Here is a 15567-nt window from a genome sequence, read left to right on the forward strand (position 1 = left end):
CATGCGTCTGAATTTATTCACCTATGCTATCTACGCTGCATACCAACGCGCTGAACCGCATGGGTTGAAAAGCAGATACGGGATTGATGGTGCTGGCCACTGCAACAAGGGCGCAGCGTTACATTAGCGTCCACTGCTTTTAAGGGCGATTTCCCTGACGTGTTGACTCTGTTTGCTACTCGTTCGAGTAATGGCGCTTATCAAACGAGGGCGACACATATGGATGACGAAAACAACGCATCGGTTGCAACCGGCGAAACGGGTGAAGGAATTACCGCCAAGAAGCAGAAATCGCCGAGGCGTAAGAAGGCAGCAGCGATAATCGTTAACAATGCGTCAGAACCTGCGCCTGTAGAAATTGCTGGTGTCAAACGCAAGACATATAGCGAAAATGAGAAGGCCGAAAAGCTCAAGCTGATCGCCAAGAAAGTTGCCGAGGGCAAGACCTCACTGCAGGAGGTGGTCAAGAGCACTGGGATATCGGTGCAGACCTACTATCAGTGGAAGCGTAACGAAAAGCCGGCCGCCAAGAAGAATGATGCGCCGGCCGCCCGGAAGGTCGAGAGGGTCGCCACTGGCGGCAATGAGTTGGCCGAGCTGGTTCAGCTCGAAGCGGAAAACAATCGGCTTCGCAGCCTGCTGGCGGAAAAACTGCGGGCAGAAAACCTCGAGCTGCGCAAAAGGCTTGGGCTACCCACGAACTAGTCAGTTGGAATGCGACGCTCCTAACTGCGCTGAGCAAAATGATAGCCAGCAATACCATTGGGCTGTCCGTTGTCGCGGACAGCTGCGTGCTGTATGCGCATCTCAGGCGACATGACGCTGACACGCGCACTTGCCACGTTTAAGAATTACCTGGAATTGACCATGAAGACGCCAAAGCGGACATTCGTCGTTGAGTTTAAATCTCCGCGCCGCCAGCAGAAGGCGAGCACGAAATCAATCTGGGGGGACACCGATCTCAAGGCGTTGGCCCGGGAAGTCGAAGAGCAGTCCTCCGATTTGACCTATTCGAGCAAGGCAGAAGTTGTGCCCGGCAGAAGTACTGTCGTATTGCCGCCGGTCGACATGCGCTCTGTGGCCGAAACAACCGGCAATGTTGATGCCGTTCAGATTGCGCAGCTTTCAGGCGACGACGTGAAAACCGAGGCTCTGCCTGTCATAAGCGCTGAAGATATCGACGTAGAACCTGAAGTAGCCGCAGCAAAGGCTCTCGACGTGCAAGAGCCTGCCGACACACCACAGCCTCGCACGATATCGAAGCTCGCTCCTACCAAACACAGCAGACGCAGGCAGCGCTCGACGTTGTCCGAGACCGTTGCGGAAACCGCTCCTGCCGCGACTTCCGCTGAACCTGGCCTCGACGAGATCGCCGCGCTCGACGCAGAAAACAAGCGGCTCAAGCTACTATTGGTCGAACACCTCCGTGATCAGAACTTACGGCTCGAGCAAATGCTTGAGCGATTTGCTCTCAGCTAGGCGTCAGAGACGGAGCATCATCGTTTCGACCTGCACGGTTGCGATGGGGGCTGACGGCAAACGACGCTTTTCCGAGTGAATGGAGGCGAACGATGGACATCCGATCGACATTGACCGGCCTGTGCGATGCCTTCAACGCGCACGATCTTGATCGCATCATGGAGTTCTTTTTCGATGACTGCGTCTTGGAAATGCCAAGGGGAAAAGAGCAGTGGGGCTCGCGGTGCGAGGGCAAACCGAATGTGCGAAAAAAGCGCTGAGCACACGCTTCGAGGGGCTGACTGACGTCCACTATGGCAATGTGGAGCATTTTGAGGACTTGGCTGCCGACACCGGGATCTCAAAATTGACACTGACGGGCACCACGCGCGAGGGGAAAAGCGTGGAGGCGCAAGGGTGCGACTTTTACACGTCCCGCGCGGGCAAGGTGATCCGTAAAGATTTCTACTGGAAGATCATCGACTAGGGGTACGTTGAAGCAGGCCTCTTGCGTCACCAACCTTACACGGCGATCACTTCACAATTCCATCCACGCTGCGCTTCTTTTTCTCGACCCTTGTAGACACGGACCTATGTCATGAGCAAGGGAGGTGCCTGATGCGAATTGTGGATGCGTGGGCTTTGATCAAGGAAAGCGCGTTTGCTTTCATCAATGACAATGCCTTCAGCCACGGCGCGGCGATGGCATTTTATGCAGCGACCTCGCTGGCGCCAATCCTTCTCATCGTTGTGGCCATTGCCGGAATTGCATTTGGCCACGAGGCCGCACAACTGGCGCTGTCGGCCCAGATATCCGGATTGATGGGGCCGCAAAGTGCCGATCTGCTGCAGGTGGCGCTCGAAAGTGCCTCGGCAAGAACAGCTGGGGCATGGGCCACGTGGATCGGACTGGTAACCCTGGTCGTAGGTGCCGCGGGCGTGTTTGGCGAAATGCAAACGGCGCTGAACAAGATCTGGAAAGTCAAACCCACCGGCAGCTCGGTCTCCCGACTGGTGCGGGCACGTGCCGCGAGCCTGGGCCTTGTCGCAGCACTGGGGTTCCTGCTTCTCGTTTCCCTTGTCGCCAGCACGGCGATCACAGCAATGAGCGACATCATCAACGCAAATCTTCCCTTTGGAACCTTGATCCTTGGAGTGATCAATACCCTTGTCTCGCTCGCGCTTATCACCGCCATGTTCGCCGCCATCTACAAGGTGCTGCCGGATCGCAGGCTCGGTTGGCGCGACGTGATGACGGGCGCTCTCGTGACGGCAGCGCTCTTCACCGCGGGAAAATCGCTCATAGGCTGGTACATTGGTACCAGCGCTACAGCATCCTCATATGGAGCGGCAGGCGGTCTTCTGGTCATCCTGCTATGGGTTTTCTACTCCTCGCAGATATTTCTCTTCGGAGCGGAGCTGACCCGGGCTTACTCGGTAAGGCATGGCTCAAGGTCCGACCTTGAGCCGGTGATCGATGCAGACTTGGCTTCATCGTCGTCCATACGCGGACACGGCATTCCTGCCCGCGCCCAATCGATAGATCTACTAACCATGTCACTGATGGCGATGGCAGTTGGCGCAGGAATGCTGGCAGCTCGACTGCTGGTGCCGAGAAGTTCTCGCAAACGGTGACCAGGCAGTACCGGTCGCATGCGAACATGAGGAGAGGGCTCAACCTCACCGCGATGCCGAGGACCGATTGGACAGCCGGTTTCCGAAATCGCCTCTTTGGAGGCAGGACCAGCGCTACAACACCCTTTGCTTCGCGACGACTGGGAACCGTCTTACCCCTCCGTGCATTTCGATGACGTGAACAAGCCAGTTTCAACGAAAGATCCGGATGGATCACCGGCAGGCTGGACCATCAAGCTGGGAGATTCACCAGTTGTTGGCACTGCGATCCACAACGGTACGGACGTGGGCGCTACCTGCCGATCGCTGATGTGTCTCCCCGACCCGGAACGCCTGCGCGAAGAAGACCCTTTTACCGAGCACTTCATTGCGGATTTCCCGACCCAGATCATCGTTCATCGCTCGCGTTTTCAAGTTGACCTGAACCGCGCGCGTGAAGCCGCGATCTATCTGTCGCCAGAACAGTCCTGGGGCCTCAAGGTCTGGGGCCAGCCCCCCTCCGAAGACGTTGTGACGGAGGCTCTCGCTTTCCATGATGCCTACTACGCCGAGCTGAAGCGTGTGCTTTCGCCAATCGAGAACCGATATGGCAGGTTCGTACTGATTGATGTCCACAGCTACAATCATCGGCGCGCCGGGCCCGAGGCAGTACCAGCAGCGCAGGAGGAAGCGCCCGACATCAACATCGGGACATTCTCGATGGACCGGAAGCGCTGGGCACCCATCGTCGACAGCTTCATTGAGACGCTGCGCGGCCACACTCTCAACGGCGAGCCGATCGACATACGCGAGAATGTGTCTTTCCAGGGAAAGGGTGAACAAACACGCTTCGTCCATGCCAACTTTCCCGGCAGTGGGTGTGCTATTGCTGTCGAATTCAAGAAGGTTTTCATGGACGAATGGAGCGGTGAACCCGATCGAGCCACGATCGACAGGTTGCGTAGCATGCTGGCGTCCACAGTGCCCGTACTGGAGGCTGCGCTGCGAGGCATGGGATGAAGCCTAAGCTCGTTGAAGCGTTGTCTCTGCTAGCCCCAATCAAAGCAGGACTGGATGCGCTGCTAAAAGAGGGCAAGCCCATACGCCACGATTTCGCCGATGGCAGCCGATTGCACATAGACCGGCCGCTGCCCTTTCTCTGCATTTACGTGGGTCCGCCCATGGCGCGGCATTCGATGCCGTCTCTGCCAATGCCTCTTACCTGATCGCAAGCGGTTTCGAACTCGCCGGCGAAGTAGCCCGGCTCGTGGCAACAACGATGCATGATCGCTGCGGCGCGTTTTTGGTCATCGACATCGGCGAACTGGCCGAAGACCGCTTCCTGACCGACGATGCGCCTTTCCTGCCACCTTTCGAGATCGCGTTGGCGAGCGGCGACACGACAGAAGAAAAGGCTGCCCTCAAGCGATTTGCGACGGCTGCCTCCATGCGAGATGCAAAGTATCGCACCCCACGCGTCGGCGACCTCAATCCTGCTGCATGCGAAGAGCCACAGCTTTCGGATATTCTGGGCGACATCCGATGCCTGACCGTACGTTTTGCGCCGATCTATCGGATGCCTGGCGGCAAGGGCACATACCCCGCGTTACGCGACCTTGTCGTGGCCAACATGGTCGACTCTGCATTGCAGGCAGTCAGCGCTTTCCTCAAGGCATCGCAACTCGAACCGCCGGCAACCCATCGTTCACTGGGGCGCCGTGTCTTCATTGACGCAGTCGCACGCGCCGATCGGGACATGGACAAGATTGCATCGACTTTCGACTTCCTGCTGGCGGTTACGCCTATCAACGCAGAGCAAGCCTGGCTGGAGTTCGAGGCAGGTGGCTTCGAGCGCGCGCCGCTGCTGCTCTATCGGCCGCACGAATTCGAGGTCACTGATCAGAAGCGGAAACTCTATTCGGTCGCGCTCGATCATCTTGAAGATCCGCTCCTTGCGGGCTTGCTCTCCGAAAAACAGCAGGAACTTGACCTCCAGCTGTCGATGCTGGCGGCGCGCGAAACGCCTCGCTTCGCCGAACTCGGGCGTGCCCTTTATGGAGGCGTCGAGCCGGAGCTCGCCTCAAGGGCACGCGGCATTCTCGACAAGGCAACAGACCTTGAACCCGAGGCCAGGCAGAAGTGCCTCGGCGCGGATGTCGTTGCTGCCGCGGCGAGAGAAATGATCGCTCGATATCGCGCTGCATATCCCGACTTCGAGGCCTCTGTGGAAATCCGCTCGGATTTGCCGGCCGGCCTGCTGGTATCGAGAAACCGGCTGCTCATCTCGCGTGATACCAAACTCGCACCGGAGCGTCTTCTGGCGCTGCTCAGTCACGAGATCGGTGTTCACCTGCTGACCTACTTCAACGGTGACATGCAGGGGCTCACAATCCTGCGCAGTGGCCTTGCCGGCTATGAGGGAATGCAAGAAGGTCTGGCGGTATTGGCGGAGTATCTCGTCGGCGGCATGACTGAGGCACGGTTGCGGCTGATTGCGGCAAGGGTCCTTGCATGCCAGGCAATGCTTGATGGCGCGACGTTCGAGGACACTTTCCGCTTCGTGCACATCGATTTCGGTCTCGACCGCCGTAGCGCCTTCAACGTGGTGTTGCGTGTCTTCCGAGGCGGCGGATTTGCCAAGGACGCCATCTATTTGCGCGGCGTGATGCAAGTGCTGGAGCATCTGAAGAATGGCGGCAGCCTGACACCGTTCTGGATCGGCAAGATCTCCGCGCACCATTTCGGCATCATCCAGGAACTGAGCGCGCGCGGCCTGCTACGCGCCCCGCAACTCGAACCTGCGTTCCTGTCGTCCGAAGTGGCGCGACCGCGTCTCAAGAAGGCGATGGCCGGCATGGATCCGGTCGACATGATTGAAACATGAACGGAGCCCCGATGCGCATTGCCCTCTTTGTCAATTCCGTTGAGAAAGAAACTGCAGGCTACACCACGACCACGCTTGCCCTGACAGCGGCACAGCGCGGCCATGCGGTTGTCTATGTCGAACCAGGCGACTTTATCCTCCGGCCGGATGATAGCCTTGCCGTCAGCGGTGTGGTTCTGCCGGCTGGCCCCTACAAGACCACTGAAAAGCTGCACAACGCCTTACAGGAGGCCAATTCCCAGAAGAAAACCTTCGCCGCAAGCGATATCGACCTATTGTTTCTGCGCAACGACCCCTCCCTGGACGCTACCGACCGACCATGGGCCGCCAATGCCGGCATCATGTTTGGGCGGCTTGCCGCGGAGCGCGGAATGATGGTGGTCAATGATCCGGACGGGCTCGCCCAGGCACAGAACAAGCTCTATCTCCAGGCCTTCCCCGAGACAATCAGGCCCGAAACACTCATTTCGCGCAGCATCACCGAGATCCGCGCCTTCATCGACAACCAGCCCAAGGGCTGCATCGTCAAGCCGCTCCAGGGATCAGGCGGCAAGAACGTCTTCCATATTGCGACGCCGGACGATTTCAATCTGAACCAGATTTTCGAGGCGGCAAGCGGCGACGGCTATCTAATCGCGCAGGCCTACATTCCCGAGGCCAAAGCAGGTGACGTGCGCCTGTTCTTGCTGAACGGCCGGCCGCTGAAGCGGGATGGCAGCTACGCGGCATTCCGCAGGGTGCCAGCCAAAGGCGATGTTCGATCAAACATCCATGCGGCCGGGACCGCCCGGAAGGTCAAGGTAACGGACAAGATGCTGGCGCTTGCCGAGATTGTCCGTCCGAAACTGGCGAATGACGGCATGTTCCTTGTCGGGCTCGACATTGTTGGCGACAAGCTCCTTGAGATCAACGTTTTCACACCAGGCGGACTGACAAGGCTCGCCGCCATGTACAAGGCCGATTTTGCCGCAACTGTCATCGATGCGCTGGAAGAAAAGCTGGCGCTCCGCCAAGCCTATGGAATGACAATTTCCAATGCCCGTCTGGCGACGCTTTGAAGGTGGAGCTTGGCTTTTCCGAGAGGCTGTCTCAACGACGATACACATCGCAGACACAGAACGATAACATTTGCCGAACGACAGCATCGACGGCCGTTGCCGCCGCCAGATACCGAGCCAGCTTCATCGCTCCCTGGCGTCCGCCGGAGACCCTGTTTGCGCGAAGACAAAGTCTCTTTTTCTGCTCCCGGTCTTGCCACAGCAAATTGTGCATCAAGCGACATTGAGCGAAGCCTTTCCGTCTCAGACGCCCATTGTTCCTTCGGAACCACCATCGACGTCGCGCATTTGTGCCAGGAGACAGCATTAGGAGCGCGACATGAGACCTCTGCTGATTGCCATGAGTAGCCTTGGCTTCGCGGTGATAATGTTCGTCAGTGGCCTGATTGCGGCTACAGCGTTCTTCAAGGCCGAGCCCGAACGGCAACTCTCTTTGGCCACTGATACAACCGGCGTCTGGACCGATCATCCCGTAAAGGTAAATCCGACAGCACAAGAGTTTGACCGTCTGGCGGCGCGACCGACCCCAAAACAAGCGTCACGAACCGTCGCATCCGGTTCTCCAGCTGAAGTCACCATTTCACAAAAAGCTCCCGAAGGTGAGGCCGATGGCCAGATTCAGCCTGATATGCAGGCCGAAACGATTGCAGCTCATGTAGCGTGGTGTTCAGACCGATACCGTTCCTATCGCTCCTCTGACAACAGCTACACGCCGTACAGCGGAGGACGACGCGAATGCGTCTCGCCACATTTCGGTGCGAGCGATACCGCGCAGGCGTACGATCCCGACGAAACTGAATATCGACCCTTTGAGGGTCGAGTCGATCTGATCTATGCGGCCACCGAACGCTACGTCGGCACGGATCACACGCAATATTGCTTCAGCAGATATCGTTCATATCGACCCGAAGACAACACTTATCAACCCTACGACGGCGGTCCCCGCAGGCAATGTCAGTGAGTGAGCGGCTGCTGTTCTCAGCTATTACAAATGGCAGAACAATCGACTTACAGGTAATCGTCAATAGCCAAATGTGGCGAATGACAGACACACGTTGATCTATCACTTTCCTCGTCCAGCATGTACCTGGACGGAGAAGATCGGTGACAGAGCCTGAGGTTTCTCTACATGGATCCGTTCCACCATACAAAGCGCGCCTGGTTGAACGCCGGGGAACGGGGCGCGCCGGCGCCCATCATGGCGAACTGATCCAGGGCGTCTTCCAAGATGGAAAGAAGCGGCTCCATCGTGGGCTGCTTACACTGCCCCTCAACCATTTGAGTTCCGTTGCGACGTTTCGGATAGTCGATAGCGACGGGATAAGCGTAATTCCTCCGGAAAAGACAAAGGCTGCAAAAGCAGCTCTCCTAACATTGGGACACATCGAGGAGCGATCCCGGGGCGGTGTCCTTACCGTTGAAAGCACGATTCCAGTCGGCCATGGCTACGGCTCTTCAACAGCCGATGTCGTTGCTACCATACGAGCCGTTGCCGATGCATTCGAGATGGGGCTTCGGCCGTCAGTCATCTCTCGCCTGGCGGTCGAAGCCGAGCTAGCCAGTGACGCCATAGCTTTCGAGGATCAGGCCGTTTTGTTCGCCCAGCGTGAAGGAATGGTGATCGAGCATTTCGGCGATGCACTGCCGCCTATCTGGGTCGTAGGCTTCAAGGCAAATGACGGACAGTTGGTCGATACGCTCGCCTTGCCGCCCGCCCGCTATTCCGGGGAAGAAATCCAGACTTTTGCGATGCTGAGAGGATTGGCTGCCCGCGCAATACGATATCAGGACCCACAGCTGTTGGGGCAGGCTGCGACACTCAGCGCCAAGATCAGCCAGCGGCATCTCGCCAAAGCCCAATTCTCGACTGCCCTTGGCATCGCCAACGAGTTTGGCGCCTGCGGAGTTCAGGTCGCTCATAGCGGGTCCCTCATTGGCATCCTCCTGGACGCAACGGCGAGCGGCATCGCAGATGCGGCGCGCGCCATTGCCGTAGCGGTGGCTGCAGCCGGTTTCAAAGACGTGGTTGTGCAGCCGATCCATTCAGCGAGGAGGCACAGTTGAGATTTGATGCAGACTATTTCGAAGCGCTCGAGACGCCCCGCATGGCGCGGCTGGCAGATAACCTCGTCGCCGCGGCCTTTCCGCTGATGAAGCTGATGCCCGCCCGCTTCATTCTCGACCGGGCTCAAGCGAAAGGCGAACTCAAGACGGGGGCGCGCATCGTCGAAACGACATCCGGAACGTTTGGCATGGCGGTAGCACTTCTCGCTGCAGCGCGTGACTATCGCCTCACGCTTGTGACCGCATCCAGTCTGATGGATCCAAAGTACCAGGCGCGTCTTCAGCGTCTGGGCGCCAACGTCATTGCGCTCGACGATGACCGCGGCGACGGCAACCAGACAGGCCGCCTCGATAGCCTCAACGCCATCCTGCGCCTGGAGCCGGAAGCCTTCTGGACGCGTCAGTACGACAGCGATGGAAACTGGCTCGCTTATGCGCGTCTGGCCGATCTGTTCGTGAGAACAATGGGGCAGATAGACTGCCTGGTCGGATGCGTCGGGACAGGCGGATCACTTTGCGGTACCGGCACGTTTTTGCGATCGGTCTTCCCTCATCTCCGGATTGTCGCGGTCGACACACATCGCAGCATCCTGTTTGGACAACCGCTTGGAAAACGAACGCTTCGGGGTCTTGGAAACAGCGTTCTGCCTGCAAATGTCCGCCACGAGCTGATAGACGAAATTCACTGGGTAGGCGCATTCCCGGCATTCCACGCCGCGCATCGTCTGTTCCGGCAGCACGGCATTTTCATGGGCCCGACCAGTGGTGCTGCCGCACTTGTCGGGCAGTGGGTTGCCAAAACCAAGCCCGATGCACGGGTGGCTGTCATCATGCCCGACGAAGGGCATCGACACGCCGATACGCTCTACAGTGACACCTGGCTTGCCAGCCTGCCCGGCTGGAGGACCCCGGCATCAAACGCTCCCACGCGGCTCTCCAGGATCGAACCCCGATCAGAGGCCGCCTGGACACGCTTTGACTGGAGACAACGCAGTCTTGATGAGGTGATGCGCCTGCAGCCGACGGAACGCTGAAGGGGCAGCATCTCCCGCACGCTTGCGAGAGTTATCAGTCACCGCCGGCTCAACAGCCACTGCCAGGCATCCTCGGTCGTCCCATAAGTCTCATAACGTGTTTCGGGGTCGGTCGATCGATCCAGATCCTTCAGGCCACCAGCAGTGACGACTGCAACCACTGTATCGCTGGCGGATAGCAGACCCCGCTCAGAAAGGATCTTGATCGCCATGAGAGGTGTGACCGAAGCAAGCTCGGCGAAAATCCCTTCGGTCCGGGCGAGGCTGGACTGCATATCGACCAGCCCGTCATTGGTAACCGTGATTGCATGACCCGACGATTCCCGAAGAACCCTGAGGGCCTGGTAGGTGCTGCGTGCCGTGCCTATCGACACGGCAAGGGAAGCAAACGAGAGCTCCTGTTCATCAATGCTGTCGGTTCCTTCGCCGAGCGCGGCCGCCAGCGAACCATGGACCTCTGCCGCGACCATTTTGGGGAGACGGTCAATGCTGCCAGCGTCAAACAGCTCCTTGAAACCCGCCCATACGCCAGACAGGGCGTCGCCATAGCATACGGGCATCACGCACCAGTCCGGAACGTTGCCTGATGTCTGCTCGATGATTTCATATGCGATCGTCTTGTAGCCCTCAATGGCGAGTGGATGGCCTCCGACCACAGGCGCGCTGAAAGGCGATGTAACAAACCAGCCGAACCGCTGCTGCGCCTCGGCGAGCAATGTCCACCGATCCACCTTATTGGCCAGAGATACGACGGTGGCGCCATGCTTTCTGATTTGAGACAACATGGGGCTGGCTGTGCCCGCAAATGTTGCCACAACACATTCCATTCCGGCGCGTGCCGCATATGCCGCAAGCGAAGCACCCGCATTGCCGGAGGAGGCCGTCGCAACAACCCTGGCGCCCTGCGAGCGCGCGATTGAGACTGCAAGCGTCGAGAACCTGTCCTTGTATGACCAAGTCGGATTGCGGCTCTCGTCCTTGACAAAAAGGTCAGCCACGCCGAGCGATGAACCGATCCGCGAACATTGTATCAGCGGTGTCTGGCCCTCACCCAAAGTGACGATATGCTCCTCCGAGCAAGGCAGCATCCGGCTGTATTTCCACAGCGATTGATGCCCAGACCCTACTGCGGGGGACGCGCTGTCTGCATGCGATATTTCACCGTAAACCGGCGCCAGATTCGCGGGCGCGACCGGCGCGCAGATTGGACAGCCCCTGGAATCGATCTTCAAATCCTTGGGGTAATGTGCGCCACACCGGATGCAGCTATAGCCGATGAAGCTCATGGGTGAAACTCCATGAAAGAGCCGGCACTAACAGAACGCGCGAAAAACAGCGGGTGCCAAACAAATCGGCCAAGTCTACCATGCGCTTGTCCGCACTGGACTTGCGACAAGAGGTAGTGAACCTTCCACAATCGAAAAGCCTGCTTCATCGTTCCTCTCAGGGATGGACGTCCATCACTCCACATGATTGGTTCAAACAGGCATGGTGGTTGATGTCAATCAAAATGACTCCTAAAGTGTGCCATCTTATAGTGATCAGAGCAGGTGCTGCGCCATCATGAACATCCGCCTTCGACTTGGTCTGAACGTCCGTCGGCTTCGCAAGGAAAGGGAGTTGTCCCAGGAACGACTCTCTGTCTTGTCAGGCTTTTCGCGCGCCTATGTGAGCAGCGTTGAGACCGGCCGCCGCAATGCGACGCTGGACACGCTGGAAGTGCTGGCGCGGACGCTCGGCGTCGAGGAATGGGAATTGATCGCAGAGCCTTCGGCACTTGACCGCGCAAGCACCGAAGGCAAAGAACCCTGACCTCTTCCCAAGAAAAAGGAAAATGCGTAATTCACCTCAAGCTTTTTCAGAATCACCTGATGGATAGCAGAAAATCGCTATTGACTTCTCTGTTCTTAATTATTTTACATTTTCTAGATTCTACGAAAGTGCGAATTTTTGTAAATTGAGACTTGCCGATCTTTCAGATAACCTTGCTTCCGACAGTCCTAAAAGTCTGTGGAGGCCGACGATACAGATCGAAGAAGAAAGGCAGTTCCTCAGGCTCGCGCAGGCCAGCTGGGAAATCTTGCACCTCAAGACGACGGCCGAAGTGCTGACCACGCTTCAACGTCACCTCGAACGTTATGGCTTCAGTGACCTCTTGATCACTGGCCTGCCGGTTTTCGAGGATCAAGACTGGTGCCGCCAGATCCTTTGCGATGGCTGGCGGCAGGAATGGCATTGTCGCTACGTCGAGCAGGGACATTTTGAGCATGACCCATGTGTCGCTCAATGCCGGCGCAGCGCGTTTCCTTTCCTGTGGGGCGATCTGCAACCAGAACTCATGTCGCCGCGTGCCAAGCTGGTGATGGATGAGGCACGTGACTTCTCTATGAAAGAAGGGCTTTGCGTGCCGGTCCATATCCCGCTTCATGGTCCTGCCGTGGTGACAGCCGCGGGAGACAGGGTAGAAGTGCCTCCGTCTGACCGGCCACTGGTTGAAGCCTTATGCCTGAATGCATTTCAGGCAATTTGTCGGCTTGAAGGCCGCCTTGACCGCCAACGCCAGCGAATCCTCGGACCACGCGAGGCCGAGGTGCTGCAGTGGTGCGCCGAGGGAAAGGCAGCGGAAGACATTGCGATAATCCTGAGCTTGTCAAAATTCACGGTTCAAGCGCATCAGCGCCACATTCGCGAAAAGCTGGGCGCAAACAATATCTCGCAGGCAATCGTGAAAGCTTTGGTCCTTGGAGAAATCCAGGTGATCGCCCTCACCAAATTTGGCTATAGCGACGAGCCTGGCGACTGATTACCCTAAGGATTGGAGGTCTCCATGGCTCATATCCTGGTTGTCGATTGGTCGAACAAGGCACTCTATCAGGAACAACTCAAGAGATATTTTCAACTGCGCCATGAAATCTACGTGGTTGAACGAAAATGGCGGGCGCTAGCGCGCCCGATCGCAATCGAGATGGACGCTTTCGACAACGAACATGCAGTCTACCTGATCGCGATCGATGGCCGCGGCGACGTTGTAGGGGGGACCAGACTCGTCCCCACCACCAAGCCGCATCTGCTTTGCGATGTCTTTCCCGAACTTGCCAATGGCCGTCCGCCTCGCGCCTCCGATATCTTTGAGTGGACACGATTCTTCGTCGCATTGCCCTACCGCAGCTCGGGTAAACCAGCGCATCTGGCGGGCGAGATGCTTTGCGGCTTGCTCGAGGCCAGCCAACAGCTTGGAATTCGAAAGATCAGCGTCGTATGCGAAGCATTCTGGCCAGACCGGCTACGCGCTATGGGCTGGACGGTGGAGCTACTGGGCGACCCGTTGCACCAGGACGACTGCGAGATTGTCGGCGTTCTCATCGAAGTGACAGAGGCAGCTCTTGCAGGCACCAGGCACTTTTATGGCCTGGAGGGATCGGTGCTCAATCGATCTGGCGTGCCACCGCGATATGATACGAGCCCGGGTCTGGCCCCATAACAATCGAGCCATGCATATGGACCTTCAGATCCGGGAGCTTCTCTTGTCCGACGAACACCTTGTGTCAGCACTCGGTCTTGACCAAGGGCAAAAGGAGTTTTCAGGCGGGCCCACAACGGAGCTGTTCGACCGCCTGCGAAGCAGCCCCCATCCGTCTGCCGTTCATCCGTTCATCGTGATCAACCATGCAAGCACGATCGGATTCTTCGTCCTGAGGGAAGCGCCCGCACTTCCCGTCTGGGCAATGCCCGATGTCATGACGCTTCACAATTTTCGCATCGGCGCTCACTTCCAACGCCAGGGGCTTGGTTCGGCGGCAGTCCGAAAGGCTGCGCAATGGGTGGGCGACAACCGGCCTGGAATTTCGCGTCTCATGTTGTCGGTTAATACACAAAACAAACAGGCCGATGCGCTCTACCAGAGCTGCGGCTTTTCGTTTACAGGCGCCTCTTTCGAGGGACGCATCGGCCGCGAGAGGATCATGGCAGGCGAGATTGCCGCCATACTCGCCCAGTGCTGATCAAACCGACGACTCCGCTGGCGGCGTTCTGGAACCACGCGCCATTTCGTGTTGCCAACGTTAGCCGCGACCGGCAGGACGCCGCTTCTGTCCAACGCCACACCGACTGGCCATGGCTTCGCCTGTTTCGCTCAGGAAGCCAATCAGTATGTCGCGCGGCTTTTCGATTTGCCATTGCGGCATGCGATAAACACCCCATTGCAGCAGGGACAAACGCCACTGCTGAAACCAAACGCCTAATGCTATCCGCCAACAGTCACTTCAGGACCGAACCTGAGCACCGGACCATCGTTCATCGCTGTTCCAGTCAGGTCGTAGACCTGGGCAAGCGTGGCTTTGGCATAGAGGGGGTGTTTGGTGACGTCGTTGTCTGTTTCGAAGATGAAAGTGTTTTGGCGGCTGTTATTGCCCTGTTCGAAAATGTGGGACATTCGGCCGATGGTGTCCGGGTCATAGCCAGTCTTGGTGGACGCCTGCTCCCGGGCAACCTCCTCGGTAGGCGCCATGACCGAAATGAAGTTCATCGAACGTCTCTCTGCAATCGCTGACAAGCCGCGGTTCCGGCGCAACCGATCGCACATGACCATGTTTGGCTGATATCACCGATGTCAGACATGGACGGTGCCCTCGATTGCTTCGTCATAACGTGGATCTTGCCAGCCAATCCACAGCAGCAGAAGGTGGAAGCATCCAACTGCCGCCATCACCACCGCACCAGGCACGGGCCCCAACTGAGCACTCGCAATCAGGTCAAGATAAGGGGCCTGCACATCGACCACGGCGCCAGCGGGTTGCAGCATGGCCGAAGATATTTTCAGGAGCCATGCGGACAAAAGGATCAGGAACATCCAACCATAGTTACGCCTGAGGCGGCGGGCTGCGGCTTGTAACTGCGTGATCTTGAATGTGGGTTTTCTCAGACTGTCTGCCAAGGCAAGCTGCCATTTCTGATGAAGCTCGGCCTGATGACGCCCGGCCACCTGATGATCGGCCTGACTGGTATCAGAAAAAAACGGCGCAAAATAATGCCGTTCCAGAAGCCTGACGCGCGCCCTGTAGACATCGAAAAACCTGTAGCGGCGTGCCTCGATCAAAAGCAGAAGTGCAATCAGCAGCATAGCAAACAAGAGCACGCCGTGATGGGCGGTCGGGGTCGACAGCGACACCGAAAGCATAGCCGCGGTAACGGTGATTGCCCAATTGCTGGTCTGATCCAGCCGTGACCGCCAACTCGACATCCTCGCCATCTCGCCGCGGTAATAATGGATGAGGACGGTTGTATTTTCAGTCGAGGAGCCTGGAGGGTCCAACATAGGTGACTCGCAATTAGCTGCCCAACGAGGGGGCAGCCGCAATAGGTCTGAAACAACGCACGAGCTCGCCAAATCGATCTTGATCAGCACCGGCTCAATCTTGCAGTTTAGATGGTACGTTGCCAAGGCGAATGATGCGCG

General features: G+C 57.7%; 16 protein-coding genes and 1 pseudogene. 14 read left to right on the forward strand and 3 right to left on the reverse strand.

The window, feature by feature from the left end; translation table 11 throughout:
- The first annotated feature begins 219 nt into the window (after positions 1 to 219).
- The 10 genes and pseudogenes from SLT36_RS30945 (at position 220) to SLT36_RS30990 (ending at position 10112) form a co-directional block, all read left to right on the forward strand.
- Positions 220 to 705: a transposase gene (locus SLT36_RS30945; RefSeq protein ID WP_432289529.1), complete on the forward strand. Its 486-nt coding sequence runs from the start codon at positions 220 to 222 to the stop codon at positions 703 to 705.
- Positions 706 to 867: 162 nt separating this feature from the next.
- Positions 868 to 1479: a hypothetical protein gene (locus tag SLT36_RS30950; protein ID WP_432289531.1), complete on the forward strand. Its 612-nt coding sequence runs from the start codon at positions 868 to 870 to the stop codon at positions 1477 to 1479.
- Positions 1480 to 1690: 211 nt separating this feature from the next.
- Positions 1691 to 1945 (forward strand): hypothetical protein, encoded by a 255-nt coding sequence (locus SLT36_RS30955; protein WP_432289533.1) that lies wholly within the window; start codon positions 1691 to 1693, stop codon positions 1943 to 1945.
- Between the two features lie 131 nt (positions 1946 to 2076).
- Entirely contained in the window at positions 2077 to 3093 is a 1017-nt protein-coding gene (locus SLT36_RS30960) for a YihY/virulence factor BrkB family protein (RefSeq protein ID WP_432289535.1), read from the forward strand.
- A 162-nt stretch (positions 3094 to 3255) separates the two neighbouring features.
- Complete coding sequence (locus SLT36_RS30965; protein ID WP_432289537.1) at positions 3256 to 4092, forward strand: N-formylglutamate amidohydrolase; 837 nt, start codon at positions 3256 to 3258, stop codon at positions 4090 to 4092.
- A pseudogene (locus SLT36_RS30970) lies at positions 4089 to 5956 on the forward strand (flavohemoglobin expression-modulating QEGLA motif protein). The gene SLT36_RS30965 and the pseudogene SLT36_RS30970 overlap by 4 nt, the downstream one beginning before the upstream one ends.
- A gap of 11 nt (positions 5957 to 5967) precedes the next feature.
- Complete coding sequence (locus SLT36_RS30975) at positions 5968 to 7014, forward strand: glutathione synthetase (RefSeq protein WP_432289538.1); 1047 nt, start codon at positions 5968 to 5970, stop codon at positions 7012 to 7014.
- A gap of 319 nt (positions 7015 to 7333) precedes the next feature.
- Positions 7334 to 7975, forward strand: a complete 642-nt coding sequence (locus SLT36_RS30980; RefSeq protein WP_432289539.1) for a BA14K family protein — start codon at positions 7334 to 7336, stop codon at positions 7973 to 7975.
- Between the two features lie 143 nt (positions 7976 to 8118).
- Positions 8119 to 9078, forward strand: a complete 960-nt coding sequence (locus SLT36_RS30985) for a kinase (RefSeq protein WP_432289540.1) — start codon at positions 8119 to 8121, stop codon at positions 9076 to 9078.
- A complete protein-coding gene (locus SLT36_RS30990; RefSeq protein WP_432289542.1) occupies positions 9075 to 10112 on the forward strand; it encodes a PLP-dependent cysteine synthase family protein in 1038 nt (345 codons plus the stop codon). Before SLT36_RS30985 ends, SLT36_RS30990 begins: the two co-directional genes overlap by 4 nt.
- A gap of 38 nt (positions 10113 to 10150) precedes the next feature.
- Here SLT36_RS30990 and SLT36_RS30995 read toward each other — a convergent pair whose 3' ends face one another.
- Positions 10151 to 11398 (reverse strand): threonine synthase, encoded by a 1248-nt coding sequence (locus SLT36_RS30995; protein ID WP_432289543.1) that lies wholly within the window; start codon positions 11396 to 11398, stop codon positions 10151 to 10153.
- Between the two features lie 277 nt (positions 11399 to 11675).
- Here SLT36_RS30995 and SLT36_RS31000 point away from each other — a divergent pair, with 277 nt between their 5' ends.
- From SLT36_RS31000 to SLT36_RS31015, 4 genes are all read left to right on the forward strand, one after another.
- Positions 11676 to 11924 (forward strand): helix-turn-helix domain-containing protein, encoded by a 249-nt coding sequence (locus SLT36_RS31000; protein ID WP_432289544.1) that lies wholly within the window; start codon positions 11676 to 11678, stop codon positions 11922 to 11924.
- Between the two features lie 145 nt (positions 11925 to 12069).
- On the forward strand, positions 12070 to 12915 hold the full coding sequence (locus SLT36_RS31005) for a helix-turn-helix transcriptional regulator (protein WP_432289546.1): 846 nt from the start codon (positions 12070 to 12072) through the stop codon (positions 12913 to 12915).
- Positions 12916 to 12939: 24 nt separating this feature from the next.
- Positions 12940 to 13593 (forward strand): acyl-homoserine-lactone synthase, encoded by a 654-nt coding sequence (locus SLT36_RS31010; RefSeq protein ID WP_432289547.1) that lies wholly within the window; start codon positions 12940 to 12942, stop codon positions 13591 to 13593.
- Positions 13594 to 13609: 16 nt separating this feature from the next.
- Complete coding sequence (locus tag SLT36_RS31015; RefSeq protein WP_432289549.1) at positions 13610 to 14113, forward strand: GNAT family N-acetyltransferase; 504 nt, start codon at positions 13610 to 13612, stop codon at positions 14111 to 14113.
- Between the two features lie 242 nt (positions 14114 to 14355).
- On the opposite strand, the gene SLT36_RS31020 is transcribed toward SLT36_RS31015, so the two are convergent.
- The gene (locus tag SLT36_RS31020; RefSeq protein ID WP_192321389.1) at positions 14356 to 14637 is read right to left on the reverse strand and encodes a hypothetical protein; all 282 of its coding nucleotides are present in this window, start codon (positions 14635 to 14637) and stop codon (positions 14356 to 14358) included.
- An 84-nt stretch (positions 14638 to 14721) separates the two neighbouring features.
- A complete protein-coding gene (locus tag SLT36_RS31025; RefSeq protein ID WP_432289551.1) occupies positions 14722 to 15516 on the reverse strand; it encodes a DUF2270 domain-containing protein in 795 nt (264 codons plus the stop codon).
- Positions 15517 to 15567 lie beyond the last annotated feature (51 nt).

The sequence above is a fragment of the Aminobacter sp. BA135 genome (assembly GCF_050859125.1).
Classification (GTDB): Bacteria; Pseudomonadota; Alphaproteobacteria; order Rhizobiales; family Rhizobiaceae; genus Aminobacter; species Aminobacter ciceronei.

Excerpts from the sequence above, each read along its gene's own strand:
- SLT36_RS30950 (WP_432289531.1), top strand. The coding sequence starts at position 868 with ATGAAGACGCCAAAGCGGACATTCGTCGTTGAGTTTAAATCTCCGCGC.
- SLT36_RS30980 (WP_432289539.1), top strand. The coding sequence starts at position 7,334 with ATGAGACCTCTGCTGATTGCCATGAGTAGCCTTGGCTTCGCGGTGATA.
- SLT36_RS31000 (WP_432289544.1), top strand. The coding sequence starts at position 11,676 with ATGAACATCCGCCTTCGACTTGGTCTGAACGTCCGTCGGCTTCGCAAG.
- SLT36_RS30945 (WP_432289529.1), top strand. The coding sequence starts at position 220 with ATGGATGACGAAAACAACGCATCGGTTGCAACCGGCGAAACGGGTGAA.
- SLT36_RS31015 (WP_432289549.1), top strand. The coding sequence starts at position 13,610 with ATGGACCTTCAGATCCGGGAGCTTCTCTTGTCCGACGAACACCTTGTG.
- SLT36_RS31010 (WP_432289547.1), top strand. The coding sequence starts at position 12,940 with ATGGCTCATATCCTGGTTGTCGATTGGTCGAACAAGGCACTCTATCAG.
- SLT36_RS30975 (WP_432289538.1), top strand. The coding sequence starts at position 5,968 with ATGCGCATTGCCCTCTTTGTCAATTCCGTTGAGAAAGAAACTGCAGGC.
- SLT36_RS30960 (WP_432289535.1), top strand. The coding sequence starts at position 2,077 with ATGCGAATTGTGGATGCGTGGGCTTTGATCAAGGAAAGCGCGTTTGCT.
- SLT36_RS31020 (WP_192321389.1), bottom strand. The coding sequence starts at position 14,637 with ATGAACTTCATTTCGGTCATGGCGCCTACCGAGGAGGTTGCCCGGGAG.
- SLT36_RS30995 (WP_432289543.1), bottom strand. The coding sequence starts at position 11,398 with ATGAGCTTCATCGGCTATAGCTGCATCCGGTGTGGCGCACATTACCCC.